We start from the raw sequence: 23,470 nt of genomic DNA on the forward strand, positions 1-23,470 counted from the left end.
CAAAGAATGATGGCAAGTATAACAGCCCGCGTCCCTTTCTACTCGCGGTGATGCTCGACTTCCTGGCGCTGGAAAATCACTTCCATGCGCGCGCCGCCGAGCGGGCTGGTGGTGGCGATCACCTGACCGGCGTACTGTTCGAGGATGTCGCGCACCACGGCTAAACCTAATCCCTGGCCGGGACGCAAAGTGTCGGCACGTTGACCGCGCACGAAGATCAGATCGCGTTTGCTCTCCGGGATGCCGGGGCCGTCATCATCAATAAACAGATGCAAAGTGTTGTCGGTTTGTCGTGCGGTGACTTCAATAAATTCGAGGCAATATTTGCAGGCGTTATCCAGCACGTTGCCAAGCACTTCCATAAAGTCATTCTTATCGCCGATAAAGGTCAGCTCCGGCGAGATATCCAACGTGATCGCCACGCCCTTGCGTTGATAGACTTTATTCAGTGCCGAGCACAGGCTATCGAGCAGCGCCGAAACCGAATGCAAATCGCGCTGCAGAGGATTGTGATCGGCCTGCATGCTGGCGCGATGCAGGTAATAACCAATCTGCTGCGAGATGCGGCTGATCTGCTCCAGCATCACCGGTTCGGCCTGTTCAATGGTTAACTCTTTACCATTGCGTAACGATCGCAGCGTACTTTGCAGCACTGCCAGCGGGGTTTTCAGGCTATGGGTGACATCCGACAAGGTGGTGCGATAGCGCGTGTAGCGTTGACGTTCGTTGGTCAGCAGCAGGTTAAGATTGCGCACCAGACTGCGTAACTCTTGCGGCGGATTGTCATCAAGATTCTCGCGCTGACCGGTTTCCAGCTCGCGCACCTGCGAAGTGAGATCGCCAATCGGCCGCAAACTCCAGTGCGCCGCCAGCCACAGCAGCGGGATCACCAGCAGCAGATTGGCCGCCAGCACATAGCTAAACCACGACCACACCACATCGGAATGCTGCAACTCTTGCGGAATTGAGTCGACCACCACAATGGTCAGCGCCGGTAAGTTGGTGGTGGCATCGTAGCGATTGACCGCGACCGAGTGGGTGAAGGTGTCACTGCTGTCGCTATCCAGCGCGTGCAGCCGCTCTTTCGCCTGCGGGTTGTTGCCCATCGCCGCCATGCTGGTGCGGTTGCTGGTATCGATTTCGTAGAAATCGGGCTTGAGCAGCCATTCACGATGGATCTTTTTGCGGATTTCGGGCACATCGCGCTGCTGCCACAGCAGTTTGCCGCGTTCATCGTAGATAAAGACCAGCGTGGGGAAATTGAGCGTCATGCGCTCCGGCTGGCCAATGGTGAGCTGATTGTCGTGCCACTGCGCCAGCGTAAAGAACAGATTGCTCTCGCCGCGCATCACGCGATAGGTATTTTTATCAAAGCTGACGACATAGCCAACCACCGCGACCATGCCGTAGGAGAGTGACAAAAACAACACGATCGCCGCGGTCGCCAGCAGAAAACGAGCGCGGAGAGAGAAGGGGCGTAAACGCCGGAACCACGTCATAAATCAGAGATCAAAGCGATAGCCCTGGCCGCGTACGGTGTTGATCACTTCGGTTGGATAGAGTGAGAGAATTTTTTTACGCAGACGGCCCATCAACACGTCGATGGTGTGACTTTCGCGCAGTTCGGCATCCGGATAGAGCTGCAGCATCAGCGAATCTTTGCTCACCACTTTACCCGCGTTGCGAATCAGGGTTTCGACGATGGTGTATTCGAAAGCGGTCAATTTTACCGGTTCATCTTGCACCGTCAGTTCGCGGCGAGAGAGATCGACCTGGAACGGCGGCATAGAGATAATTTGCGACGCGTGTCCGCTGTTGCGACGCATCAACGCCTGCAAGCGTGCAGCCACTTCTTCAATGTGGAACGGCTTGGTGACATAGTCGTCGGCACCCGCTTCCAGCGCTTCCACCTTGGCCTGCCAGCCTTCGCGCGCGGTTAAGACCAGAATCGGTTGACGTACCGCATCGGTGCGCCAGCGGCGAATCAGCGACATGCCATCTTCATCGGGCAAACCGAGATCGACCAGCGCGATGTCGGGGACATGTTCTTGCAGGAAATAATCCGCTTCTTTGGCATCTTCTGCGGCGTCGACCTGATGGCCCATTTCACGCAATTGCACGGCGAGGTGATGGCGTAGCAGCGCATTATCTTCCACAACCAGAACACGCATAGTATTTCCTTAGCTTCGAACGTAGTGATGATGAGGAGAGTATACGCAAAGCCAGCTAAACCAGAGAACAACCAGGCGCGCGAAACGCGCCTGGCCACCGCATTACTTCAAATCATCAACCATCTGAATCGCACGGCCGAGGTAGTTGGCTGGCGTCATCTGCTTCAGACGCACTTTTTCCTCTTCCGGCAGTTCGAGGCTATCGATAAAGGTTTGCATACCGGCAGCATCAACGCGTTTACCGCGCGTCAGCTCTTTCAGCTTCTCGTACGGTTTTTCGATACCGTAACGACGCATCACGGTTTGGATCGGCTCAGCCAGTACTTCCCAGTTGTGATCCAGCTCGTCCAGCAGACGATCGCGGTTCACTTCCAGTTTAGAGATGCCTTTCAGCGTGGCTTGATAAGCGATCAGCGCATAACCGATGCCCACGCCAAGGTTACGCAGCACGGTGGAGTCGGTCAGGTCGCGCTGCCAGCGTGACACCGGCAGTTTGCTGGCGAGATGCTGCATCATGGCGTTAGCCAGACCGAGGTTGCCTTCGGAGTTTTCGAAGTCAATCGGGTTCACTTTGTGCGGCATGGTGGACGAACCGATTTCACCGGCGATGGTTTTCTGCTTGAAGTGATTGAGCGCCACGTAGCCCCAGATATCACGATCAAAGTCGATCAGAATGGTGTTGAAGCGCGCGATGCAATCAAACAGTTCAGCGATGTAGTCGTGCGGCTCGATCTGCGTGGTGTACGGGTTCCAGGTGAGACCTAAGGAGGTAACAAACTGCTCGCTCAGCTGGTGCCAATCCACTTCCGGGTAGGCGGAGATGTGGGCGTTATAGTTACCGACCGCACCGTTGATTTTACCCAGCACGTCAATTTTGCTCAGCTGACGCAACTGGCGCTCGAGACGGTATGCCACGTTCGCCATCTCTTTACCCATGGTTGACGGCGTTGCCGGCTGGCCATGGGTGCGCGACAGCAGCGGAATGTCACGATATTCGTGTGCCAGGCCTTTAACAGCATCGATCAGTTGGTTCCAGAACGGCACGATCACATCACGACGAGCGGTTTCCAGCATCAGCGCATGCGACAGGTTGTTGATATCTTCGGAGGTACAGGCGAAGTGGATGAATTCAGACACCGCATGCAGCGCGGGTACATCGGCCACTTTCTCTTTCAGGAAATACTCCACGGCTTTGACGTCGTGGTTGGTGGTGCGCTCGATGGTTTTGATGCGTGCCGCGTCTTCTTCGCTGAAATTGGCGACAATGGCATCAAGGAAAGCGTTTGCGTCGGCATCAAATGCAGGAACTTCCTTGATCTCGACAGTCGTGGCCAATTTTTGTAACCAGCGAACCTCAACCTCAACGCGGAATTTCAGCAAACCGAACTCGCTGAAAATGGCGCGCAGTGGGCTGACTTTATCGCCGTAACGACCATCGACAGGTGAAACGGCGGTCAGAGAGGATAATTCCATCAGTGCAACTCCTGAATCGTTTAACAATTATGCCGGGGCGGCGCTTAATACGCCGGGCCCAGGCGGGATAAAATGGTTTTGGCTTCGCTCAGCAAGCGCTGGCGCGAGAACATCAGCTGCAGACGGCCACCGCCAACCTGCTGCCATAACACCGCAGAGCGAATGCCGGCCAGCAGGGCGGCGCGTACTTTACTCTGCACTTGTGAATTCTGTAGTACCTGCGGCGAACCGGTCACCTGAATGCGCGGGCCCCGCGGGCTAATTACATCGACATAAATGCCGGCCATTGCGCTGATGATGGTGTCCGATTCTAGCTCGTAATGCGCCAGCTGGCGGTCAAGCTGGCCGATGCGTTGTGCCAGCGTGTTCATCGCGGTTTTGTTGCCATGCAGCTTACGCTCCAGCACCATCATGCTTAAGGTATAACGGGTCAGTTCAGCGCTGGCACCCTGACGATTGCTGCTGTTCAACACCGCCATCAAGGTCTCTAATCCAACCTTTAAATTGGCTTCGTCGTTGCCAAACACTGCCAGCGTCGAACCGGGATTGAGATCGATCAGGCTGCGCAGCGACACATTCAGTGCCGCGTTATTGCAATTTCCCTGCTGCGCGAGCTGTTGCACCACATGGGCGGCCTGGCATACGCCCGCCAGCGCCAGCGTAATCTCATAATAGTTCTTAGCCACGCTTAACTCCTGTCATCGCGTCGGGCAGCGCCGACCTTAGGCTTCTGCCAGAGGCAGGCGTTGTTCGATAATGCCGCCGCCGAGGCACACTTCACCGAGATAGAACACGGCGGATTGGCCTGGCGTGACGGCCGCAACCGGCTCGTCAAAACGGACTTCAATACGGTCATCGCCGTGCGGAATAATTTCACACGGAATGTCGGTCTGGCGATAGCGGGTTTTCACCGTGCAGCGCAGCGGCGCGGTCATTGGCTGGCGATCAACCCAGTGCAGCTGTTGGGCAATCAACCCCACGGACATCAGGCGCGGATGCTCGCCGCCTTGCGCCACGATCAGGCGATTGCGCGCCACATCTTTGTCGACCACATACCAGGGATCGTCGTTGCTCTCTTTACGGCCGCCGATGCCCAGACCTTTACGCTGGCCGAGCGTGTGGTACATCAAGCCCTGATGTTCACCGACGATTTCGCCGTCAACGGTTTCGATTTCGCCCGGCTGCGCAGGCAGATAACGACCAAGGAAGTCGCGGAACTTGCGCTCACCGATAAAGCAAATGCCGGTGGAATCTTTCTTCTTCGCGGTGATCAGATCCAGCTGCTCAGCGATGCGGCGCACTTCCGGCTTATCCAGTTCGCCAACCGGGAACAGGCTTTGCGCGATCTGCTGGTGGCTGAGCGTGTAGAGGAAATAGCTCTGATCTTTGTTGCCGTCGAGGCCGCGCAGCAGGCGGCTTTGACCATCTACATCCTGACGGCGCACGTAGTGGCCGGTGGCGATGAAGTCTGCGCCGAGATCGTCCGCCGCGAATTCGAGGAAGGCTTTGAACTTGATCTCTTTGTTGCACAGGATGTCAGGATTCGGCGTGCGGCCGGCTTTGTACTCTTCCAGGAAGTGCTCGAACACGTTATCCCAGTACTCAGCGGCGAAGTTGATTTTGTGCAGTTTAATGCCGAGTTTGTCACACACGGCTTGTGCGTCAGCCAGATCATCGGCGGCGGTGCAATACTCCTCGCCATCGTCTTCCTCCCAGTTCTTCATGAACAGGCCTTCAACCTGGTAGCCCTGCTGCTGCAGTAACCAGGCGGAAACGGAAGAATCGACGCCGCCGGACATTCCGACGATCACTTTTTTCTGGCTGTTGTCAGACATGACGCACTCTTAAATTACGATAAAAACAGGCGGCGCATTCTATCATGCAGAAGCGGGGCGCGCACCCTCATGAAACGGCCACTGGAACGGCGCGACCAGATGCAGCGGATAACGCTCGCCTTGTTGCCACAGTCGCACGCTCTCTGCCACTAACGGCGAACGCAGGCGATTGGCCGTCAGAATCTGCTCTGGCGGCAGCCACCAGCAGCAGTCGATGTCGCGATCGTGCGGCGAGGTATCGACTTTTTCGGCCAGATCGAGGCCAAACAGGAAACGCACAAAAGGTGTATCGTCCGGCGCAATCCACTGCTGCACGCCGAGGAAATATTCAGGTGTGGCTTCAATGCCGGTCTCTTCAAACAGTTCACGCTGGGCGGCTTCGAGCAGGGTTTCATTGGCCTCAAGATGCCCGGCGGGCTGGTTCCAGGTAATACGACCGTGCACGCGCTCTTCAACCACCAGCAAATGTCCCTGTGCCTGCACAATACAGGCGACCGTTACATGAGGTTTAAACATCCTTCCTCCGAAATTGTTAACTAAAAGTTATTAAATGGCTGCACTGATATCGCGCCATTCACCCGGGGGCAAATCGCCTAACTGATGTTCGCCCATCGCAAAGCGAATCAGGCGCAATGTCGGAAAGCCGATGTGTGCCGTCATGCGGCGCACCTGGCGATTTCGTCCCTCAAACAAGGTGATTTTCAGCCAGCTGGTGGGAATCGCTTTGCGTTCACGAATCGGCGGCTGGCGCGGCCATAGCCACTCTGGCTCGTCCACTAACTCAATCCCTGCCGGCAAAGTGGGGCCATCGTTCAGCGTCACGCCGCTGCGTAACAGGGATAAATCTGATTCCTGCGGCGCACCTTCCACCTGCACAAAATAGACCTTTCCGGTGCGCTTGCCGGGCTGCGTCAGCGCCGCCTGCAGCGCGCCATCGTTGGTCAAAATCATCAATCCTTCGCTGTCGCGATCAAGTCTGCCAGCGGCGTAGACGTCGCTCACCGGCACAAAATCCTTCAGCGTGCGGCGTCCGGCTTCGTCACTGAATTGCGGCAAAACATCGAATGGTTTGTTAAAGAGTATGACGCGTCTTGGGCCTTTCGGACGGGTATCGCGGCGCACGGGCTTACGTGCCGGGGCGCTTGCGCGCTTATCCTGGTGAATTCGTTGAGAAGTTTTTCGCATGGGCTTTGCAGTCGGAAACATTCGGCGCATTATAGCGCGAAACTACGGTGATTGGCGTAGCGGAAATAATCAAGTAGTATTGACCCGCATCTTACAAATCATTAACAAAAAATCGCTCGAAGGAGAGGTTGATGGAAAGCAAAGTAGTTGTTCCGGCGGAAGGTCAAAAAATCACCCTGGATCAGGGAAAACTGAATGTTCCGAATAACCCGATTATTCCTTACATTGAAGGTGACGGTATCGGCGTTGATGTTTCCCCGGTAATGTTGAAAGTGGTTGATGCCGCTGTGAAGAAAGCCTACAACGGCGAGCGAAAAATTTCCTGGATGGAAATTTATACCGGCGAAAAATCTGTAGAACTCTACGGCCAGGACGTCTGGCTGCCGCAGGAAACCCTCGATTTAATCAAAGAATATCGCGTTGCCATCAAAGGCCCGCTGACTACTCCAGTTGGTGGCGGTATTCGTTCTCTGAACGTTGCGCTGCGTCAGGAGCTGGATCTGTACGTTTGTCTGCGTCCGGTTCGCTACTACAAAGGCACGCCAAGCCCGGTTAAGCGTCCAGAAGAGACCGACATGGTGATCTTCCGTGAAAACTCAGAAGATATCTATGCCGGTATCGAGTGGAAAGCGGGCACGCCAGAAGCTGATAAAGTGATCAAGTTCCTGCGCGAAGAGATGGGCGTGAAGAAAATTCGCTTCCCTGAGCAGTGTGGTATCGGCGTTAAGCCATGCTCGGAAGAGGGCACTAAACGTCTGGTGCGCGCAGCAGTTGAATACACCATCACCAACGACCGTGATTCTCTGACCCTGGTTCACAAAGGCAACATCATGAAGTTCACCGAAGGTTCTTTCAAAGACTGGGGTTACCAGTTAGTGAAAGAAGAGTTCGGCGGCGAGCTGATCGATGGCGGCCCGTGGATGAAGTTCAAGAACCCGAACACCGGTAAAGAGATCATCGTTAAAGACGTGATCGCCGACGCCTTCCTGCAGCAGATCCTGCTGCGTCCGGCGGAATACGACGTGATCGCCTGTATGAACCTGAACGGTGACTACATCTCTGATGCCCTGGCGGCACAGGTTGGCGGTATCGGTATTGCACCAGGCGCCAACATCGGTGACGAATGTGCCCTGTTCGAAGCGACGCACGGTACAGCACCGAAGTATGCAGGTCAGGATAAAGTGAACCCAGGTTCAGTGATTCTGTCGGCAGAAATGATGCTGCGTCACCTGGAGTGGTTCGAAGCGGCTGACCTGATCGTTAAAGGTGTTGAAGGCGCTATCGCTAACAAAACCGTGACCTACGATTTCGAACGTCTGATGGAAGGCGCTAAACTGCTGAAATGTTCAGAGTTTGGTGACGCGATCATTAGCAACATGTAATTTGCCACTCGGGCAGAAAGCATAACGGGAGCCAATGGCTCCCGTTTTTTATAATGAGGGTTGTTTGAATGGAAAATGTATCGGCATAAGATATGTTTAAAAGTTCATATGAATCTTTAATCATTGGTTTTTTTGATATATCGCGGCCTGTGCTTGGTCTCTATATAGATTCTACCAATATATTCTCCCAGTACACCTATCCCTATCAACTGTATGCCACCTAAGAAAAGTATTGATACCAGTAATGATGGATAACCAGCTACGGAGTTACCCCATATTAGCTTGTCAATAATCATCCATGTTCCATAAAGGAATGATAAGAATGCTACAAAAAAACCTATATATGTCCATATTCTTAATGGAAATGTTGAAAAGCTGGTGAGCCCTTCAAGCGCTAAATTCCAAAGGCGCCAGCCGTTGAACTTCGCTTGCCCTGCAATGCGAGCGGAACGACTATATTCTATGATAGCTGCATCACCCTCCACCCAATTTAAAATACCTTTCATAAATAGATTTCGTTCCTGCAATAACTTGATGTTTTCGACTGTAGCACGCGAAAGTAAACGGAAGTCCCCAACATTTTCCTCGAGCTTTGGTGAGCTAATTTGATTGTGTAGCTTATAAAACCAGGCAGCAGTTTTGCGTTTAAACTGACTATCGCTGCTTCTGTCTACGCGTTTTGCTAACACAATTGGCCAACCTTCCTGCCATTTGCTGATGAGCAAGGGAATGACGTCAATGGGATCCTGAAGGTCAACGTCTACTGGGATTACTGCATCACCGGTAGCATGTTCAAGTCCTGCGAGCAGTGCGGCTTCTTTGCCAAAGTTACGAATAAAACTAATGTTCAACACTGATTCGTCAATATCCGTGAGAGACTTAATGACCTGCTCTGTTCTGTCAGTGCTGCCATCATTAATAAAGACAATCTCTAAATTATATGCAGAGAGTTTTTCTTTGACCGCACGGTAAAATATAGGTATTGCGTCTTCTTCATTGAAGACGGGAACGACCAGAGAAATTTTCATTTTTTCACCTTAAAAACAATAAAGTTTGAATAGATGAAGCCGAATACCAGGCTTATTATAGAAAATGAAATAAGCGTGATAATCGGATTAATATGCGTATGATCGGCGAAACTGCCGATGCCGGCGGCCATTATGCCCATAAAGGCCACGAAGATGACATAGCGAAAAGTTGTCGCTTCGGCTTTAAACGTCCAGCGTGCATTGGCAAAAAATGAAAATGTTACCGCGACAATGAAAGCCAACAGATTAGCCAGCCATTGGCGGGTATTAAGAGAATACAGGGCTGCAAACACCATCCAATGAATCAGGGTGTTAATGATGCCAACTGATAAGAAACGTGAGAATAATTTCAACATAGTGAAATATTAGCCTTGACGACATCATTATTTGCAAAATAGATGAGAATTTTACATGCAGGGTACGATAAATAAAGTTGAAAAATCAGCGTCCTCACCGGTATGCCATAAGCGCAGGCTATTCACTCATCATCATAAAAAAACGGAAGCTAATCGCTTCCGTTTTTTTATGCATTAATCGACTTGCTGCTCATTGTGTTTGGCGATTTGAGCACGCTCCTGCGACAGTCGCCAGAAATCGCTGCCGCCCGGTTGCTGATACATCCGCAGGGAGAAGTGACCGACAATTGCATAGATATACTCAAAAATGGCCGACTGAGAATCCTCGTAATCTACCCACAATACTGACGAGGTGAAGCAATAAACCTCCACCGGCAAGCCTTCGGGCGAAGGCTTCATGGCGCGTACCACGATATACATATCCTTTTTGATATCGTCGCGCTGCGACAGCCACGCCGTCAGGTATTTACGAAACACCGTCAGATTGGTAATGCCGTTTTCTGCAAACCAGCGTTCGCCCACCGCATTGCTATCCCGGCCATCCATCAGTGCTGAAAGTTGCTCACTGACGCCGCGGATTTGGCTCATCTGCTGCACCAGCTCGTGATCGAGAAAGCGTATCGACATCTGATCAAGATGGAAACTGCGCATAATGCGGCGCGCGCCGGAGGAGAACATCGCCTGCCAGTTGGTGTAGGTTTCGGTGAGGAAGTTTTTGGTGGGGATACGCGACAGCGTATTGTCCCAGTTGCGAATGGTGATGGTATGCAGCGCGATATCGATCACTTCGCCGCTGATGCCGTTATCCGGCATCTCAATCCAGTCGCCGAGTTGCAGCACATCGTTCGATGACACCTGAATATTGGCCACCAGCGACATCAGCGTATGCTGGAACACCAACATCAATACCGCCGCTACGGCACCCAAACTGGAGATAATAATCACCGGCGATTTATTCGACATAATCGCCAGAATCATAATCGCCGAAATAATGTGCACCAGAATCTTGCCGACCTGGATATAACCCTTGATCGAGTGATTTTTGCGCTTGGCTTTTTTCGAATAGGAGTTATTAACGATCTCCAGCACTTCGGTAAAGAACAGCGATAAATAGACGAAGAACAGAATGCCGCAGATGGTCTTAATTGCGATCAACAGATGCTCGGGTAAATCTGGCATAAACTGCAGCAGATAATAGACCGTGATCACCGGGATAAAGTTAGAGAGCTTCTCCGACAGCCTGACGTCCTTATCCAGCGGCACCTGATTTTTGTGCGTGCTGAAGAACACCTTTCTGACCACCTTAACGATAAAGAATTTACAGATCAGATGGGCGATCATGCCGGCAAACATCAGTAACACCAGGCTAAAAGCGGCCGACAGCACCGTGTTGCCCTCAATAAAACTTTGTATCTTGCTTAAATAATTCATTTCAACCACATGCCGGACAGTGTTGGCGGGAATTCAAACATAATCGCGCCGATGGCGATATGCGACGCGTGCGCATTAGTCTACACCATCGTGGGGTTACATTCCCTTTCGCAGAACTTTGAAACAGTTAACATTTACGTGCTGATGGCAGTGTGCATTAAAGACTAAACCGTTATCTTCAGCGCTTACGATTCAGGAGGTGGTATGCAAGGTGTAATCAAGTTCGTTAAAGGCTGGCTGCTGTTTTCGCTGTTGTGGGGCATCTTTATGTGGTTTGTTTCGTGGCAGGCGCAGGGCAAAGAGATCGGCATGGTGATCGTGATGAGCTTGTATGCGGGATTAATTTACCAGGCGCTGATGACCATGGTTGCGCGATACAAAGCACGGCGCGCGCAGGTGTAGTTGTACACAACTGACTACATAGCTTTGCGGCACATTGACACTCATTTTCATTTACTCGGGCAATCTGAGCCGACATATCTCAGCTTGCTGGAAAAAGAACGATGGTAAAGAAAGTTGTCGCTGCGTGGTTTTTTCTGATGCTGTCTGTGGTCGCTTGCGCACAGCCTTCAAGCTCAATAACGTTAACCCTGCAGCACGATCGTCATTTGAAGATGGAAAACAGCACCGCAGATGTGGCTGAAACGCCGGATGAACACATCAAAGAAGGAATATATGAGGTGGGTCAGCACCATTAAAATTGGGGCCTTGAGGCCCCGTTTTAACGGATTACTTACGTCCGAGCAGAAAACCGACAATCACACCAATGCTGGCTGCAACTGCCAGGCCGGTCGCGGGGTTATCGCGTACCGATTTCACCACACAATCCGCTGCATCCTGAACCGCATAGCTGGCCTGAGCCGGATAACGGCGCGCCGCGCCTTTGGCTTCATGACGGCGTGAACCGGTGAATTGACCAAATTTTTCCTGGACGGCACCCGCCGCTTCATTCAATTTTGCTTCCGCTTTGTCGCTCATAATGACTCCCTGATCGTGGTGAATGTCCTGTAAAGCGTAGTCAGAGAAACTGCATGCAGCAAATGACGCAGCGGTAAAGGTTGTAACAGCAGTTTGCAGTACGCAAAAATTCTGCGCATGCCAGCGGAGTGGGAAAGCGAAAACCTGAAGTTAGCGCTGACCGCGATAAGCCGGATACCAGCTCACCAGAAAGTGACGCAGGTGGTCAAAACACCATTCGGCATCGTCGGCCTGCTGGCAGTAATAGCGTAAGGTCACTTTTTCGTAGCGCATGTGGCGCTGCTGCAGGGGAGACCAGCTCCAATCAAGCACGGCACGCGCGTAGTTGATTAGCGTGCCACTCTGCATGTTGTGCTGCTTCTCCTGACGGCTGAGGTAGATTTCAAACGCCTGATCGAGGCTTTGCGTCTCTTCCGTATTGAAGCCTGCCACCGTCGGACGAAATGCCACATCGATAAATCCGCACACGCCATCGTCACGTTGCTGCCAGTCGCAGGCCAGCGTCATAAATAAGCCATCCTGCAGATTCACTTCTTCCAGCAGGCGCCGCATATTTTCGGAGTGTTTACCGGCGGTGATCTCATCAATACGATCGGTTTCCAGCGTGAGGTCAAATCCACAGGGGTTCACCGAGCCATCCGCGTTGGTGCTGGCCGGAAAGGGGAAATCGATATAGCCGTTGTTATCCAGACTCTCTTCCATCATGCAGGTCCGCCGCGTGCGATGGGCAGACAATAAACCATCTCACGCTGCGACGCACGGCTTATGGGCACGTCCAGGTAATCATGGTGTTCTGATAAGGATTGATCAGGCGGAACTGTTTATCAGACAGGCGTTGCGCGTAAAAGCCCTCCGCGGTGATGGCCGATGGCACGTACTGAAAGCGATCGGTGGAGTGCAGCGTACCGCTTTGCACCTTCACGCCATCGCGCGATACGGCGAAGGCGCTCACCAAATCAAAGATGCGCGCCTGCGTGTTGCCCATCGATTGTCCATAAATCGTCGACACTTCGCCCGGACAGTCGACACCTTTCGGTGCGGAACTGCAGCCAGCCAACATTAAAAGGGTGAGTACAACCGTGATTCGCCACATGAGCACCTGCTTCATTCCCTGGTTTGCCATGGCACGCCTATGCGTACTGATAAGTGGATCATAGCAGGTCTGACGCTGCTTCCTATTTGTCATTTGTATAATCGTTAAGCGGAAGGAATGTAAAGGGGTGACTTTCCTGGCGGAGAAACGGTATTCTTGCCAGCGTTGCGCACCAGGTAAGCAAAACAAGGGTAAATTAATGAAAGAAGAAGAAGCGAGTTTAATGATTCTTCAGCACGCGATCGACAAATTAGAAGCCGACAAAAAGAAGCAGGTAATGAACTGCGTAGCGGCCATTCAGGAAGTGATGCAGCGTTTTGAAGCCGAAGAGGCCGGACTGGCATTGATGTTGGTCGCGGCGCAAGTGGCTGCTGAGTAGAGCCTGCTCCCGCAGAATCTCATTGCGCTTGATGTACCAGGCTTTGCTGTTGTTGGATGAAGTTTATGGAATGCAGCAGCAAGGCCAATCCCTCCACGAAATCATCATTTAACCTCAGCGGAGAACCCAATGAAGGCATTAGTCATGGCCGTTGGCGTGCTGGCTTGTCAGATAGCGCCCGCCTGGAGCGAAACCGAATACCAAATCACCTGTCCCGGCCGTCCGACTATGACGGTATCGCGTGCCGAGTATGGTTTGAGTACGTTAATGTGGCCAACGCGCCACTTCCAGATTGCTGCCGGGCAGCAGCGCACCAGCCTGAAAGGGGGCGACAAAGTCGCCATCACCCGTTTTCGTAATGGCGATCAGTTAATCGTGAATAAAAAGAACGATGAAACTTTCTTCGTCTACGCCAACAGCAACAAGTTGTTGCCCTGCAGCCGCACCGATAAGCGCGATGCGCAGATTCTGTCGCTGGAACGCTACGACGACAGCGCGCGTCCAAACTCGTGAGTTAATAACCCGGTTTGATGAGTTGCCGCTGGCGCAAATCCAGCGGCGACTGTTCCGCCTCATCAATGGCTGCCAGCCAGCTCTGCAAATTCACCTTAGCCCACGAAAGATGTCCGCGCGTGGTGCTCATCAGCACGACATCCGGGCGTAACGAGCGATACAACTCCAGCGACTGCTGCAGTTCGGTGGGATTGCTTTCAGGCATCAGCACGCTGATCCAGCGGTTGTAATCGCGGGTCAGCGTATCGCCGACAAACAGATAAGTGTGGCCGAGCGGCGAGTGGTAGAGATAGCTGCTGCTGCCGGGCGTGTGTCCGGGCGTCGGCAGCAGGTGAAAATCGCCGAAGTGCGTCTCTTGCTGTGTAAAGGTTTCGTCGGGCTCAATCACCAAACTGACCGGCCCGAGCGAACGACTGTGGCAATAGAGCGCGCTATTAAAGCGCTGCTGAATGGCGATCGCCCCCGGCGCGGCTTCGTGCCAGTGAGTTAAATAGTGGCGAATGACGCCGCCGGCATCGTTGAGGAACTCATGGTCGAGCGGATGCTCCACGCGACCAATCAATAAATTGCCGCGTGGGTGGCACAGCATAAAGCCATGCATCATTAAGTCACTCGCCGTCTCTTCGGCGGGGAATTCTGGCGTGGAGATCCACAAATCGTCGTACAGTGGCTTCATTGTCGGTCTCCTGCGGCAACACGTTAGCGCAATGTCGGGTGGCCGGTGAAGGCGAACTGTGCTTCTCCATTCTCGATCTGCAACGTGGCGCTAGCGCCCAGCGGCAGCGTCACGGTATCGGCATCGTGTCCAAAAGCCAGATCGCTAATCACTGGAATCTGAAACTCGTCACGAATGCGCTGCCACACGGTGGCAAAATCAAAACCGTTGTCATACGCCGACAGCGATGTGCTGGTAAAGCTGCCGGTAATAATCGCTTGCTGGCGCGACAAAATGCCACTCTGCTGCAGCTGAATCAGCATGCGCTCGATACGGAACGGATGTTCGTTCACATCTTCGATCACCAGAATGCCGCCTTCAATTTGCGGCATCCACGGCGTACCAATCAGCGAGCAAATCATCGCTAAATTGCCGCCCCATAAAGTGCCTTGCCAGCGGCCGTGATCCGGGCTGGTGCTGCGCCAGCTTAGATTGACTGTAGGTGATGTCAGCGTTTGCCAAAAGTGCGATTCGGTAAAATCAGATAATGCCTCGGCGCCGAAGTTACCGGCCAACATCGGCCCGCTAAAGGTGATCAGCCCGATTTGTGCCAGTAACGCCAGTTGTAGCGCGGTGAAATCGCTGTGGCCGCACAGCGCCACCGGTTGATTGAGCAATCGACGTTGCAGGCCAACGTAATCGATCTTATCCAGCAAACGTGAAGCGCCGTAGCCGCCACGCACCGCCAGCACGATATCGGGCAGCGCCTCTAGCGTGGCCAGCGCATTGATATCATTTAGCCGCTGCGCATCATCGCCGGCAAAGCGTTGAAAGCGGCGGGTGATCGCCGATAGATTGTCAAGATGATGGCCAGCAGCCTGTAAACGACTCACCGCGCGCTGGGCGGCGTCCTGATTGTGGCAATAACCGGAAGGGGCGATGAGACGTAGCGTGCGGGGAGTAACCATAACTTCCATCCTGCTGTAGAGTGGCCTGCTGATGATGACGAAATGCGTTATCGAAGTCACGGTAGCATAAGGTTTTTTACCGATTTAGGATAAACGGTAATTTTGCATCGCGCTGCGCCAGGTATGATAGCTTGCGCCAACCCTATTGCGGAACCAAAAATCAGTGAAAATTCGCCTACTTATGCTTTCTGCACTGCTGCTTGCTGGCTGTTCCAGCGAGCCGGAAAAACCGGCACTGCCCGAGAAGAATACGCCGTTAACTCAGGCACCGCCGTCGAAAGTGAATGATGCATGGTCAATGTTTACCGAAGATGCCGCCAGTCATTATGGCGTTGATGAGAAGTTAATCAGCGCCATTATTAGTGTCGAATCCGGAGGCAATCCCACCGTGGTGAGCCGTTCCAATGCGGTTGGTCTGATGCAAATTAAGGCCTCGACCGCGGGCCGCGAAGTCTATCGCACCCAGGGCCGTCATGGTCAGCCATCCTCGTCCGAGCTGCGCGATCCGGCGAAGAACATCGATATTGGCGCGGCTTACCTGAAAATTCTGCAGGATTCCGCCTTAGCCGGAATTCGCGATCCGCTGACCCTGCGTTACGCCACCATTGTCTCCTACGCCAACGGTGCCGGTGCCTTGCTGCGTACTTTCTCACGTGACCGCGAGCGTGCTATTGCGATGATCAATTCCATGACGCCGGACGAGTTTTACCAGCACGTACAGAATAAGCATCCGGCGGCGCAGGCCCCGCGTTATTTATGGAAAGTCACCACCGCCTACCGCACCATCGGTTGATGCTTTACACCTATCTGTTGCGGCGCGATTTATGACGCAATGAATTGCGCCGCTACACCAACAATCGCGCCGTCGGATAATCCACAATCAACACCTGCACATAACCGCCGCGCAACGCCCCGCGAATCGCCTGCGCTTTCTCTTTGCCGCCCGCTAACGCCACCACTTGCGGACAGCGTTTTACCTGCGCCAACTCCATGCCAATTACCGGATCTTCCTCTGCGCTCAGCACCGGTTGACCGTCGGCATCGAAATAGTGCAGGCAGATATCGCCCACCGCGCCGCGTTCAGCCAGCGTTTGCAGCATCTCACCGTCGTAATAGTTGCCGGAATTGCGCAGCAGGGCGGACGGCTCGAGATCGCCGATGCCGACAATCGCCAGGTCCACTTGATCAAACTTTTCCAGTACCACCGCGACATCGGGATTAACCGATAAACGCTGGCGATCCTTTACCGAGTGTTCGATTGATTGCGACGGCAGCAGCCACGCCGGACAACCCAGCAGCGCCGCGAGATTCTGCGTCAGAATCGTGGCCTGCACATTGCCGTTAGCGCCCACGCCGCCCAGCAGCTGAATGACGCCTTGGCACGGCGCGCTGAGCGGATGCAGCGCATCGACCATGGCGCGAATGGTGCCGCTCCAGGAGGAAATGCCAATCAGCTCATCGGCACGCACCCGCGTTTCCAGATAGTGCGCGGCGGCGGAACCGATCGCCTGTTTGATCTGCAACGCAGAAGCCTGATCCGGCACATCCACCACAATCACCTGCGGCAGTTGATACAGCTGCTCAATGGCTTTTTCCAGCTCAGGGAACACATTGGCCGGCGGCACCACGCTGATCTTCACCACACCTTCTTTCACGCTGCGATTAAGGATGCGCGACACAAAAGATTGCGACAGCTTCAACAGCTGCGCAATGTCGGACTGCTTCCTGCCTTCCACATAATAAAGCGTGGCGATTTTCACCATCAGCCGCTGTTCATCCTGTTTTGCCATGGTTTTTTCTCTCTCTTAACCTGCCTGGTATTGTTAATCAGCCTGTCATAAATAACAACGCAGAACATTTTGTGATCGTTTTCGCTTTTTGAGGATCGGGCAATGGACGTGCTCAGAAAGCCAGCGCATAGTCATTATGCATATAAAATCGCAATTGAATATATATTCAATCGGAGATAACAAATGAAAGCCTCTGCCCTCAAAGTCTCTCTACTTGCTTCAATCATGATGATCTCGGCGGCGTCGCTGGCGGCGGATAAGGGGTTGCTGGCTATTATTACGCCATCACATGACAACCCGTTCTTTAAGGCCGAAGCCGACGGCGCGCAGGAGAAAGCCAAAGCGCTCGGTTACACCACGCTGGTGGCCTCACATGATGATGACGTGAATAAGCAAAATCAGCTGATTGAAACCGCCATCGCGCGCAAAGCCAAAGCCATCATTCTTGATAACGCCGGTGCGGATGCCACCGTTGGCCCGGTGCAAAAAGCCAAAGATGCCGGCATTCCTACCTTCCTGATTGACCGCGAAATCAATAAAACCGGCATCGCCGTAGCGCAAATCGTCTCCAACAACTATCAGGGCGCACAGCTCGGTGCCGAGAAGTTCGCCAAACTGCTGAACGGAAAAGGGGATTATGTCGAGCTGCTGGGCAAAGAGTCAGATACCAACGCGGGCGTGCGTTCACAGGGTTATCACGACGTGCTGGATGATTATCCCGATCTGAAAATGGTGGCGCAGCAGAGTGCCAACTGGAGCCAAACCGAAGCCTTTAGCCGCATGGAAACCATCCTGCAGAAGAACCCCAACATTGTCGGCGTGATCTCCGGTAACGACACCATGGCGCTTGGCGCGGAAGCGGCGCTGAAAGCGGCGGGCAAAACCAATGTGATTGTGGTCGGCTTCGACGGTAGCGATTACACCCGCGACTCCATCCTCAATAAAGGCAACATCAAAGCCACCGTGCTGCAGCCGGGCTGGGATCAGGCGCAGATGGCCGTCGAGCAGGTGGATTACTACCTGAAGAACGGCAAAGCGCAGAAAGAAGAGAAACAGCTGATGGATTGCGTGCTGATTGACGACAGCAATGCCGCGAAGCTGAAAACCTTCAAGCTGGCGCAATAAGATGGAGGCCGGCATGAAGGGGAAAGCGCTGAGCGGCACGCTGGTGGCGCTGCTGACGCTGATGTTAGCCGCCTGCACCGTGGTGGATCTCGATGCCAACGGCAAACCCATCATGCCGAAAGATCCTAACGCTAAACCGGGCTACAGCGATCAAACGCCGCAGCAGATTGCGGAGTCAAGCTGGGCCAGCCGCGTGCAGCAGCCAGCTGAGAAGCAGGCGCTGAGCTGGGCGGATATGGAAACCAAAAGCCACACCGTCAAAGCGGGCGGCAGCGAAAGCGTGTTTGTGCGCGCGGCAGGCACGGTAACGGCGTTTGATAACAGCAACGAGCGGGAACGCAGCCTCACCATGACCATCAACGGCAAGCCGGTGAAAGTGTTGATTGGTCCGGTGCTGCGCGGCAACGCGATTCGCGATGCAGCCGGTTTCCGCTTTGAAGAGTTTACTAATCAGGTGCAATACGCGCAGCTCACCAAAGCACTCAATCGCCACGCGGTGAAACAGCTGCCCGCAGTGGATGCCAGCTGGGTGGGCAAACCGGCGCAGGCGCTGCTGGCCGTCAGCATGGGCGCGGGCACAGTGGATGAGGTGGTTGTGGTGCAGCTGCAGCAGGGGAATCCATAATGAGCGACGAGATCATTCTGCAAGCTAATCAGATGTCGATGCTATTCCCTGGCACCTTAGCGCTGGATCGCGTGGATTACCGCGTGTGGCGCGGCAAAGTCAACGTCATCATCGGCGAAAACGGCGCGGGAAAATCGACGCTGATGAAGATTCTCGCCGGCGTGCAGCAACCGACCAGCGGTGAGATGTTCCTGAACGGTAACAAAGTGGCGTTTCACAGCACGCGAGACGCCGCGCGTCACGGCATCGGCATGGTGCATCAGGAGCTCAACCTGTTTGAGAACCTCAGCGTAGCGGAGAACATTTTCCTTGGCCGGGAAATCCAAAGCGGCATTCGGCCCATCAATGAAGCCGAGCAGAAACGCCGCACCGCCGCGCTGATGCAGCGCCTCGATCAGCCAATTTCACCGGATGAGAAGGTCGGCAGCCTGAAGGTTGGCCAGCAGCAACTGGTGGAGATCGCCAAAGCGCTGGCGGAGGACGCTGACATTCTGATCCTCGACGAACCGACCTCGGCGCTGAGCAAAACTGAAGTGGAGATCCTGTTTCGGGTGATCCGCGAACTGACGCGTCAGGGCGTCTCCATCATCTATATCTCGCATCGGCTCGAGGAGCTGATGGCGATTGGTGATGTGATCACCATTCTGCGCGACGGGCGTTTTCAGGCCGAAGCGCAGGTCAGCGATATCGACGTGCCGTGGATCGTGCGCGAAATGCTGGGCAGTGAACCGGTGGGCACTTTCCTGCCGCCGGATCGCCAGTTCGGTTCGCCGGTGCTGGAAGCCGAACACATCACCTGCGTCAGCCCGAACGGCAACACGCTGGTGGATGATGTCAGTTTTCAGGTGCGTTCCGGGGAGATCGTCGGCATTTACGGGTTGATGGGCGCCGGGCGCACCGAGCTGTTTGAGTGTTTGCTTGGCACGCAGCGTAACTATCTCGGCAAGCTGTGGCTCGACAGCAAACCGCTGCCGACGCGTCTACCCACCGCTGAACGCATTCGTATGGGCATGAGTCTGGTGCCGGAAGATCGCAAACGCTCGGGCATTTTTCCCATCTCATCGGTGGCGAGCAATCTCACCATTGCTAGCCTGTGGCGGCGTCTGTCGCATCGCACCGTGATTTCAGAGCAGGCGGAACGCGAAGTGGTGACCAGCACCGTCGGCAATCTGGCAATCAAAATCTCCTCGCCGGATGTCGCCATTAGCGCACTGAGCGGCGGCAATCAGCAAAAGGTGGTGATTGGCCGATCGCTGCTGACCAATCCGCGCTTGCTGCTGCTGGATGAACCGAGCCGTGGTATCGACGTCGGTGCCAAAGGCGAAGTGTTCCGCATGATGGTGAAGCTGTCGGAGCAGGGCATTGCGGTGGTGTTCTCCACCTCGGATTTGAAAGAGATCATGGCCGTAGCCGATCGCATCATTGTGATGTCCGGCGGCAAATTGACTGCTGACCTGCCGCGCGCTGAAGCGGAAGAGGCGGCGCTGGTTAAAGCAAGCGCACAAGGGTTCTGATATGAAAAACAATGGCGCGCTCGCGCTCGCATCGCCTGTCAAAGCATTCAACTCTCGCGAAAGCCTGATTTTGCTGCTGCTCAAACTGCGCACCTTTATTGCGCTGTTTCTGATTGTCGGCTTCTTCGCTATCACGGTGCCCGATTTCCTCGCGGTGGGCAGCATGGTGATCATGGTGAAACACATCGCCATTAACGCCTTCCTCGCGCTCGGCATCACGTTTGTCATTATTACGGCGGGCATCGATCTCTCCATCGGCGCCACGCTCGGCCTGTGCGGCATGATCGCCGGCTGGCTGATTACCAAAGGCATTGTGTTGCCGATGTTTGGCATCGCTATCTTTCCCAGCGTGTGGCTAATCGTGCCGATTGTATTGCTGATTGGCGGGCTGATTGGCGCGGTCAATGGCTGGATCATTACCCGCTATAACGTGGCTCCGTTCATCTGCACGCTCGGTACCATGTACATCCTGCGCGGCACGGCGATGCTCACCTCGGGCGGCGAAACCTTCCCCGGTTTGCAGGGCAATGAAATGCTGGGGAATACCGGATTCGACAAGATTGGCGCTGGCTATTTCCTTGGTTTGCCGTGGGCCATCTGGATGATGGTGCTGCTGGCGCTGGTGATTGCCTACGTGGCGCGCCGCCTGCCGTTTGGCCGTCAGGTTTACGCGATTGGCGATAACGAACGCGCCGCTGAACTCTCGGGCGTGAAAGTGAAGTCGGTGAAAATCTGGGTCTATGCCATCTCCGGTTTTTGCGCGGCAATTGCTGGCATCGTGGTCTCGTCGCAGCTGGTGGCCAGCCATCCGGCGAACGGAACCTCCTTTGAAATGAACGCGATTGCCGCAGTGGTGCTGGGCGGTACCTCGCTGGCGGGTGGACGCGGCACCATTCTTGGCACGCTGATTGGTGCCTTTGTGATCGGCTTCCTCGCCGACGGTTTGATCATGATGGGTGTGAGCGAGTTCTGGCAAATGGTGATCAAAGGCATCGTGATTATCGTGGCGGTGATCATCGACCAAATGCAGAGCCGCATGCAGCAGAAAGCGGCGGTGGTGGCGCAGAAAGCGCTGATTGAGGAGGGCGGTAGCCCGGCAAAAAGTTAATCGGTTGGGTGCAGGCGCTGATTGTCTGCACCTTTTTTTCTTCATCACGAATAAATATTCATCAATGCTTTAAAATTCAGAGGTGTCTATGAATCCTTTCAAATACACGGTAGCGGATCTGGCAGCGAAAGCGCGCGCCGTGCGCCGCCGCATCATCCAGCTTAATGCGGGCAGCCCGGCGGGCGGTCACACCGGTGCCGATCTCTCACAGGTTGAGATCCTTACCGCGCTCTATTTCCGCATCCTGAACTGCGCGCCAGATCGCACCAACGATCCGCAGCGCGACATCTATATCCAGTCGAAAGGCCATGCGGTGGGCGGTTATTACTGCGTGCTGGCAGAAGCCGGTTATTTCCCCACCGAATGGCTGCCAACTTATCAGCATTCCGATTCGCATCTGCCGGGCCATCCGGTGCGGCAAAAAACGCCGGGCGTTGAGCTGAACACCGGCGCGCTGGGTCACGGTTTACCGGTGGCGGTCGGCATTGCACTGGCGGCGAAGAAAGATAACAGCGACCGACGCATTTTTGTCGTCACCGGTGACGGTGAGCTGGCGGAAGGCAGCAACTGGGAAGCGGCGCTGGTGGCGGCGCATTACGGCCTCGATAACCTGGTGATCATCAATGACAAGAACAAGCTGCAGCTGGCGGGGCATACGCGCGACATCATGAATACCGATCCGCTGCCGGAAAAATGGCGCGCCTTTGGTCTGGATGTGAGTGAGTGCAACGGCAATGACATGGCGGCGGTGGTGGACGCCATCGAAAACCTGCCGCGCAACAGCGGCAAGCCGCAGGTGATTGTGGCGCATACCGAAAAAGGCTTCGGCATCTCCTTTATTCAGGGCAAACCGGAGTGGCATCACCGTGTGCCGAAAGGGGAAGAGATTGCGTTGGCACTGGAGGAATTAAAAGATGAGTAATGCAAAACACCTGGCGACGGTAATGGTTGAGGCATTTATTGATGCGGTTAATCGTGGTGTCGATTTAGTGCCGGTGGTGGCCGATTCCACCTCAACCGCCAAAATTGCGCCCTTTATCAAAGCATTCCCCGATCGCCTGATCAACGTGGGTATCGCGGAGCAAACGCTGGTGGGCACCGCCGCCGGTCTGGCAATTGGCGGCAAAGTGGCCGTGACCTGCAACGCCGCGCCGTTCCTGGTTTCCCGCGCCAATGAGCAGGTTAAAGTCGACGTCTGCTACAACAACACCAACGTTAAACTGTTTGGCCTGAATGCCGGTGCCAGCTACGGCCCGCTGGCCAGCACCCATCACAGCATCGACGACATTGCAGTGATGCGCGGCTTCGGCAACATCGAAATTTATGCGCCATCCTGCCCGCTGGAGTGCCGCCAGATTATTGGGTATGCGCTGGCGCATGTCGGGCCGGTGTACATCCGTCTGGACGGTAAAGATCTGCCGCAGCTGCACGATGAAAATTACCAATTCCGGCCTGGCCAAATCGACGTGTTACGTGAAGGTCATGACATTGTGCTGGTGGCGATGGGCTCGACGGTTCACGAGGTGGTTCACGCCGCCGAGCAACTGCATGAGCAAGGCATTACAGCAGGTGTGATCAGCATTCCATCGATTCGACCTTGTGATACCCAACAGCTGCGCGAGCTGTTAAAGCACTATCCAGCGGTCATTACCGTGGAAGAACACAACGTCAACGGCGGCGTCGGCAGCCTGGTGGCGGAAGTGCTGGCGGAAGGCGGCTGTGGCATCCCGCTGCTGCGTTTGGGCATCCCCGACGGCGAATACGCGATTGCTGGCGATCGCGCCTCAACCCGTGCCCGACATGGTATTGATGCCGCCAGCGTAGTGAAGAGTGCAGCGCGCATCTGTGCAGGAGCGTAAAG

At 54.4% G+C, this 23,470-nt stretch carries 28 protein-coding genes; 12 read left to right on the forward strand and 16 right to left on the reverse strand.

All coding sequences use genetic code 11. The features are described from left to right. Positions 1–38 precede the first annotated feature (38 nt). From phoQ to rluE, 7 genes are all read right to left on the reverse strand, one after another. Entirely contained in the window at positions 39–1,499 is a 1,461-nt protein-coding gene (gene phoQ / locus ACFQW4_RS07425; protein WP_101760810.1) for a two-component system sensor histidine kinase PhoQ, read from the reverse strand. A gap of 3 nt (positions 1,500–1,502) precedes the next feature. Further along, the gene (phoP, locus tag ACFQW4_RS07430) at positions 1,503–2,171 is read right to left on the reverse strand and encodes a two-component system response regulator PhoP (RefSeq protein WP_101760808.1); all 669 of its coding nucleotides are present in this window, start codon (positions 2,169–2,171) and stop codon (positions 1,503–1,505) included. A gap of 102 nt (positions 2,172–2,273) precedes the next feature. After that, entirely contained in the window at positions 2,274–3,644 is a 1,371-nt protein-coding gene (gene purB, locus ACFQW4_RS07435; RefSeq protein WP_101760807.1) for an adenylosuccinate lyase, read from the reverse strand. A 44-nt stretch (positions 3,645–3,688) separates the two neighbouring features. Beyond that, positions 3,689–4,330 (reverse strand): high frequency lysogenization protein HflD, encoded by a 642-nt coding sequence (hflD, locus tag ACFQW4_RS07440; RefSeq protein WP_377724610.1) that lies wholly within the window; start codon positions 4,328–4,330, stop codon positions 3,689–3,691. Positions 4,331–4,366: 36 nt separating this feature from the next. Continuing rightward, the gene (mnmA, locus tag ACFQW4_RS07445) at positions 4,367–5,479 is read right to left on the reverse strand and encodes a tRNA 2-thiouridine(34) synthase MnmA (RefSeq protein WP_110865945.1); all 1,113 of its coding nucleotides are present in this window, start codon (positions 5,477–5,479) and stop codon (positions 4,367–4,369) included. A 42-nt stretch (positions 5,480–5,521) separates the two neighbouring features. Further along, complete coding sequence (locus tag ACFQW4_RS07450) at positions 5,522–5,995, reverse strand: NUDIX domain-containing protein (RefSeq protein WP_377724612.1); 474 nt, start codon at positions 5,993–5,995, stop codon at positions 5,522–5,524. Positions 5,996–6,025: 30 nt separating this feature from the next. After that, on the reverse strand, positions 6,026–6,664 hold the full coding sequence (gene rluE, locus ACFQW4_RS07455; RefSeq protein WP_370445550.1) for a 23S rRNA pseudouridine(2457) synthase RluE: 639 nt from the start codon (positions 6,662–6,664) through the stop codon (positions 6,026–6,028). Positions 6,665–6,795: 131 nt separating this feature from the next. Here rluE and icd point away from each other — a divergent pair, with 131 nt between their 5' ends. Next, positions 6,796–8,046: an NADP-dependent isocitrate dehydrogenase gene (gene icd, locus ACFQW4_RS07460; protein WP_064740914.1), complete on the forward strand. Its 1,251-nt coding sequence runs from the start codon at positions 6,796–6,798 to the stop codon at positions 8,044–8,046. A gap of 116 nt (positions 8,047–8,162) precedes the next feature. On the opposite strand, the gene ACFQW4_RS07465 is transcribed toward icd, so the two are convergent. The 3 genes from ACFQW4_RS07465 to ACFQW4_RS07475 all read right to left on the reverse strand — a co-directional run bounded on the left by ACFQW4_RS07465 (position 8,163) and on the right by ACFQW4_RS07475 (position 10,861). After that, positions 8,163–9,074 (reverse strand): glycosyltransferase family 2 protein, encoded by a 912-nt coding sequence (locus tag ACFQW4_RS07465; protein WP_377724614.1) that lies wholly within the window; start codon positions 9,072–9,074, stop codon positions 8,163–8,165. Then, complete coding sequence (locus ACFQW4_RS07470) at positions 9,071–9,430, reverse strand: GtrA family protein (protein WP_280172708.1); 360 nt, start codon at positions 9,428–9,430, stop codon at positions 9,071–9,073. Before ACFQW4_RS07470 ends, ACFQW4_RS07465 begins: the two co-directional genes overlap by 4 nt. 174 nt (positions 9,431–9,604) lie before the next feature. Continuing rightward, positions 9,605–10,861 carry a mechanosensitive ion channel family protein gene (locus ACFQW4_RS07475; protein WP_377724616.1) on the reverse strand — a complete coding sequence of 419 codons (1,257 nt, stop codon included), beginning with the start codon at positions 10,859–10,861 and terminating at the stop codon, positions 9,605–9,607. A 204-nt stretch (positions 10,862–11,065) separates the two neighbouring features. On the opposite strand from ACFQW4_RS07475, the gene ACFQW4_RS07480 reads away from it, so the two are divergent. Together ACFQW4_RS07480 and ACFQW4_RS07485 are read left to right on the forward strand one after the other, a co-directional pair. After that, positions 11,066–11,263 carry a DUF6404 family protein gene (locus tag ACFQW4_RS07480; protein ID WP_007891509.1) on the forward strand — a complete coding sequence of 66 codons (198 nt, stop codon included), beginning with the start codon at positions 11,066–11,068 and terminating at the stop codon, positions 11,261–11,263. Positions 11,264–11,364: 101 nt separating this feature from the next. Then, positions 11,365–11,559 carry a hypothetical protein gene (locus ACFQW4_RS07485; protein WP_312464061.1) on the forward strand — a complete coding sequence of 65 codons (195 nt, stop codon included), beginning with the start codon at positions 11,365–11,367 and terminating at the stop codon, positions 11,557–11,559. Between the two features lie 31 nt (positions 11,560–11,590). Here ACFQW4_RS07485 and ACFQW4_RS07490 read toward each other — a convergent pair whose 3' ends face one another. The 3 genes from ACFQW4_RS07490 to ACFQW4_RS07500 all read right to left on the reverse strand — a co-directional run bounded on the left by ACFQW4_RS07490 (position 11,591) and on the right by ACFQW4_RS07500 (position 12,932). Then, positions 11,591–11,839 carry a DUF883 family protein gene (locus tag ACFQW4_RS07490; RefSeq protein ID WP_101760797.1) on the reverse strand — a complete coding sequence of 83 codons (249 nt, stop codon included), beginning with the start codon at positions 11,837–11,839 and terminating at the stop codon, positions 11,591–11,593. A 150-nt stretch (positions 11,840–11,989) separates the two neighbouring features. After that, a complete protein-coding gene (locus ACFQW4_RS07495) occupies positions 11,990–12,541 on the reverse strand; it encodes a hypothetical protein (protein ID WP_192234531.1) in 552 nt (183 codons plus the stop codon). Positions 12,542–12,602: 61 nt separating this feature from the next. Beyond that, positions 12,603–12,932 carry a hypothetical protein gene (locus ACFQW4_RS07500; RefSeq protein ID WP_101761034.1) on the reverse strand — a complete coding sequence of 110 codons (330 nt, stop codon included), beginning with the start codon at positions 12,930–12,932 and terminating at the stop codon, positions 12,603–12,605. 199 nt (positions 12,933–13,131) lie between these two features. Here ACFQW4_RS07500 and ACFQW4_RS07505 point away from each other — a divergent pair, with 199 nt between their 5' ends. Then, entirely contained in the window at positions 13,132–13,311 is a 180-nt protein-coding gene (locus ACFQW4_RS07505) for a hypothetical protein (RefSeq protein WP_008108187.1), read from the forward strand. Between the two features lie 129 nt (positions 13,312–13,440). After that, positions 13,441–13,824, forward strand: coding sequence for a hypothetical protein (locus ACFQW4_RS07510; RefSeq protein ID WP_101760796.1), 384 nt, complete (start codon positions 13,441–13,443; stop codon positions 13,822–13,824). Position 13,825: 1 nt separating this feature from the next. On the opposite strand, the gene ACFQW4_RS07515 is transcribed toward ACFQW4_RS07510, so the two are convergent. After that, positions 13,826–14,500, reverse strand: a complete 675-nt coding sequence (locus tag ACFQW4_RS07515; protein ID WP_101760794.1) for an MBL fold metallo-hydrolase — start codon at positions 14,498–14,500, stop codon at positions 13,826–13,828. Between the two features lie 23 nt (positions 14,501–14,523). After that, positions 14,524–15,447, reverse strand: coding sequence for a muramoyltetrapeptide carboxypeptidase (ldcA, locus tag ACFQW4_RS07520; protein ID WP_101760792.1), 924 nt, complete (start codon positions 15,445–15,447; stop codon positions 14,524–14,526). A 163-nt stretch (positions 15,448–15,610) separates the two neighbouring features. Between ldcA and emtA the strand changes: the two genes are divergently transcribed. Then, positions 15,611–16,240: a membrane-bound lytic murein transglycosylase EmtA gene (gene emtA, locus ACFQW4_RS07525; RefSeq protein WP_101760791.1), complete on the forward strand. Its 630-nt coding sequence runs from the start codon at positions 15,611–15,613 to the stop codon at positions 16,238–16,240. 52 nt (positions 16,241–16,292) lie between these two features. On the opposite strand, the gene ACFQW4_RS07530 is transcribed toward emtA, so the two are convergent. Then, positions 16,293–17,237 carry a sugar-binding transcriptional regulator gene (locus tag ACFQW4_RS07530; protein WP_137385584.1) on the reverse strand — a complete coding sequence of 315 codons (945 nt, stop codon included), beginning with the start codon at positions 17,235–17,237 and terminating at the stop codon, positions 16,293–16,295. 183 nt (positions 17,238–17,420) lie between these two features. Here ACFQW4_RS07530 and ACFQW4_RS07535 point away from each other — a divergent pair, with 183 nt between their 5' ends. The 6 genes from ACFQW4_RS07535 to ACFQW4_RS07560 all read left to right on the forward strand — a co-directional run bounded on the left by ACFQW4_RS07535 (position 17,421) and on the right by ACFQW4_RS07560 (position 23,468). Beyond that, the gene (locus tag ACFQW4_RS07535; RefSeq protein ID WP_377724622.1) at positions 17,421–18,362 is read left to right on the forward strand and encodes a D-ribose ABC transporter substrate-binding protein; all 942 of its coding nucleotides are present in this window, start codon (positions 17,421–17,423) and stop codon (positions 18,360–18,362) included. Between the two features lie 13 nt (positions 18,363–18,375). After that, on the forward strand, positions 18,376–18,987 hold the full coding sequence (locus ACFQW4_RS07540; RefSeq protein ID WP_377724624.1) for a DUF2291 family protein: 612 nt from the start codon (positions 18,376–18,378) through the stop codon (positions 18,985–18,987). Then, a complete protein-coding gene (locus ACFQW4_RS07545) occupies positions 18,987–20,501 on the forward strand; it encodes a sugar ABC transporter ATP-binding protein (protein ID WP_377724626.1) in 1,515 nt (504 codons plus the stop codon). The genes ACFQW4_RS07540 and ACFQW4_RS07545 overlap by 1 nt, the downstream gene beginning before the upstream one ends. Before the next feature lies 1 nt (position 20,502). Next, positions 20,503–21,609 carry an ABC transporter permease gene (locus tag ACFQW4_RS07550; protein WP_101760787.1) on the forward strand — a complete coding sequence of 369 codons (1,107 nt, stop codon included), beginning with the start codon at positions 20,503–20,505 and terminating at the stop codon, positions 21,607–21,609. An 88-nt stretch (positions 21,610–21,697) separates the two neighbouring features. Beyond that, on the forward strand, positions 21,698–22,531 hold the full coding sequence (locus ACFQW4_RS07555) for a transketolase (protein ID WP_101760786.1): 834 nt from the start codon (positions 21,698–21,700) through the stop codon (positions 22,529–22,531). Further along, a complete protein-coding gene (locus ACFQW4_RS07560; RefSeq protein WP_377724629.1) occupies positions 22,524–23,468 on the forward strand; it encodes a transketolase family protein in 945 nt (314 codons plus the stop codon). The genes ACFQW4_RS07555 and ACFQW4_RS07560 overlap by 8 nt, the downstream gene beginning before the upstream one ends. Positions 23,469–23,470 lie beyond the last annotated feature (2 nt).

It is taken from the genome of Pantoea sp. GCM10028869, assembly GCF_042666835.1.
GTDB classification, from domain to species: Bacteria; Pseudomonadota; Gammaproteobacteria; order Enterobacterales; family Enterobacteriaceae; genus Pantoea; species Pantoea leporis.

Excerpts from the sequence above, each read along its gene's own strand:
- ACFQW4_RS07530 (WP_137385584.1), bottom strand. The coding sequence starts at position 17,237 with ATGGCAAAACAGGATGAACAGCGGCTGATGGTGAAAATCGCCACGCTT.
- ACFQW4_RS07545 (WP_377724626.1), top strand. The coding sequence starts at position 18,987 with ATGAGCGACGAGATCATTCTGCAAGCTAATCAGATGTCGATGCTATTC.
- rluE (WP_370445550.1), bottom strand. The coding sequence starts at position 6,664 with ATGCGAAAAACTTCTCAACGAATTCACCAGGATAAGCGCGCAAGCGCC.
- ACFQW4_RS07535 (WP_377724622.1), top strand. The coding sequence starts at position 17,421 with ATGAAAGCCTCTGCCCTCAAAGTCTCTCTACTTGCTTCAATCATGATG.
- ACFQW4_RS07495 (WP_192234531.1), bottom strand. The coding sequence starts at position 12,541 with ATGGAAGAGAGTCTGGATAACAACGGCTATATCGATTTCCCCTTTCCG.
- ACFQW4_RS07470 (WP_280172708.1), bottom strand. The coding sequence starts at position 9,430 with ATGTTGAAATTATTCTCACGTTTCTTATCAGTTGGCATCATTAACACC.
- ACFQW4_RS07480 (WP_007891509.1), top strand. The coding sequence starts at position 11,066 with ATGCAAGGTGTAATCAAGTTCGTTAAAGGCTGGCTGCTGTTTTCGCTG.
- ACFQW4_RS07485 (WP_312464061.1), top strand. The coding sequence starts at position 11,365 with ATGGTAAAGAAAGTTGTCGCTGCGTGGTTTTTTCTGATGCTGTCTGTG.
- ACFQW4_RS07450 (WP_377724612.1), bottom strand. The coding sequence starts at position 5,995 with ATGTTTAAACCTCATGTAACGGTCGCCTGTATTGTGCAGGCACAGGGA.
- ACFQW4_RS07505 (WP_008108187.1), top strand. The coding sequence starts at position 13,132 with ATGAAAGAAGAAGAAGCGAGTTTAATGATTCTTCAGCACGCGATCGAC.
- mnmA (WP_110865945.1), bottom strand. The coding sequence starts at position 5,479 with ATGTCTGACAACAGCCAGAAAAAAGTGATCGTCGGAATGTCCGGCGGC.
- ACFQW4_RS07475 (WP_377724616.1), bottom strand. The coding sequence starts at position 10,861 with ATGAATTATTTAAGCAAGATACAAAGTTTTATTGAGGGCAACACGGTG.
- ACFQW4_RS07465 (WP_377724614.1), bottom strand. The coding sequence starts at position 9,074 with ATGAAAATTTCTCTGGTCGTTCCCGTCTTCAATGAAGAAGACGCAATA.
- ACFQW4_RS07560 (WP_377724629.1), top strand. The coding sequence starts at position 22,524 with ATGAGTAATGCAAAACACCTGGCGACGGTAATGGTTGAGGCATTTATT.
- ACFQW4_RS07500 (WP_101761034.1), bottom strand. The coding sequence starts at position 12,932 with ATGTGGCGAATCACGGTTGTACTCACCCTTTTAATGTTGGCTGGCTGC.
- ACFQW4_RS07555 (WP_101760786.1), top strand. The coding sequence starts at position 21,698 with ATGAATCCTTTCAAATACACGGTAGCGGATCTGGCAGCGAAAGCGCGC.
- phoP (WP_101760808.1), bottom strand. The coding sequence starts at position 2,171 with ATGCGTGTTCTGGTTGTGGAAGATAATGCGCTGCTACGCCATCACCTC.
- phoQ (WP_101760810.1), bottom strand. The coding sequence starts at position 1,499 with ATGACGTGGTTCCGGCGTTTACGCCCCTTCTCTCTCCGCGCTCGTTTT.
- ACFQW4_RS07510 (WP_101760796.1), top strand. The coding sequence starts at position 13,441 with ATGAAGGCATTAGTCATGGCCGTTGGCGTGCTGGCTTGTCAGATAGCG.
- purB (WP_101760807.1), bottom strand. The coding sequence starts at position 3,644 with ATGGAATTATCCTCTCTGACCGCCGTTTCACCTGTCGATGGTCGTTAC.
- ACFQW4_RS07490 (WP_101760797.1), bottom strand. The coding sequence starts at position 11,839 with ATGAGCGACAAAGCGGAAGCAAAATTGAATGAAGCGGCGGGTGCCGTC.
- ldcA (WP_101760792.1), bottom strand. The coding sequence starts at position 15,447 with ATGGTTACTCCCCGCACGCTACGTCTCATCGCCCCTTCCGGTTATTGC.
- ACFQW4_RS07515 (WP_101760794.1), bottom strand. The coding sequence starts at position 14,500 with ATGAAGCCACTGTACGACGATTTGTGGATCTCCACGCCAGAATTCCCC.
- icd (WP_064740914.1), top strand. The coding sequence starts at position 6,796 with ATGGAAAGCAAAGTAGTTGTTCCGGCGGAAGGTCAAAAAATCACCCTG.
- ACFQW4_RS07540 (WP_377724624.1), top strand. The coding sequence starts at position 18,376 with ATGAAGGGGAAAGCGCTGAGCGGCACGCTGGTGGCGCTGCTGACGCTG.
- ACFQW4_RS07550 (WP_101760787.1), top strand. The coding sequence starts at position 20,503 with ATGAAAAACAATGGCGCGCTCGCGCTCGCATCGCCTGTCAAAGCATTC.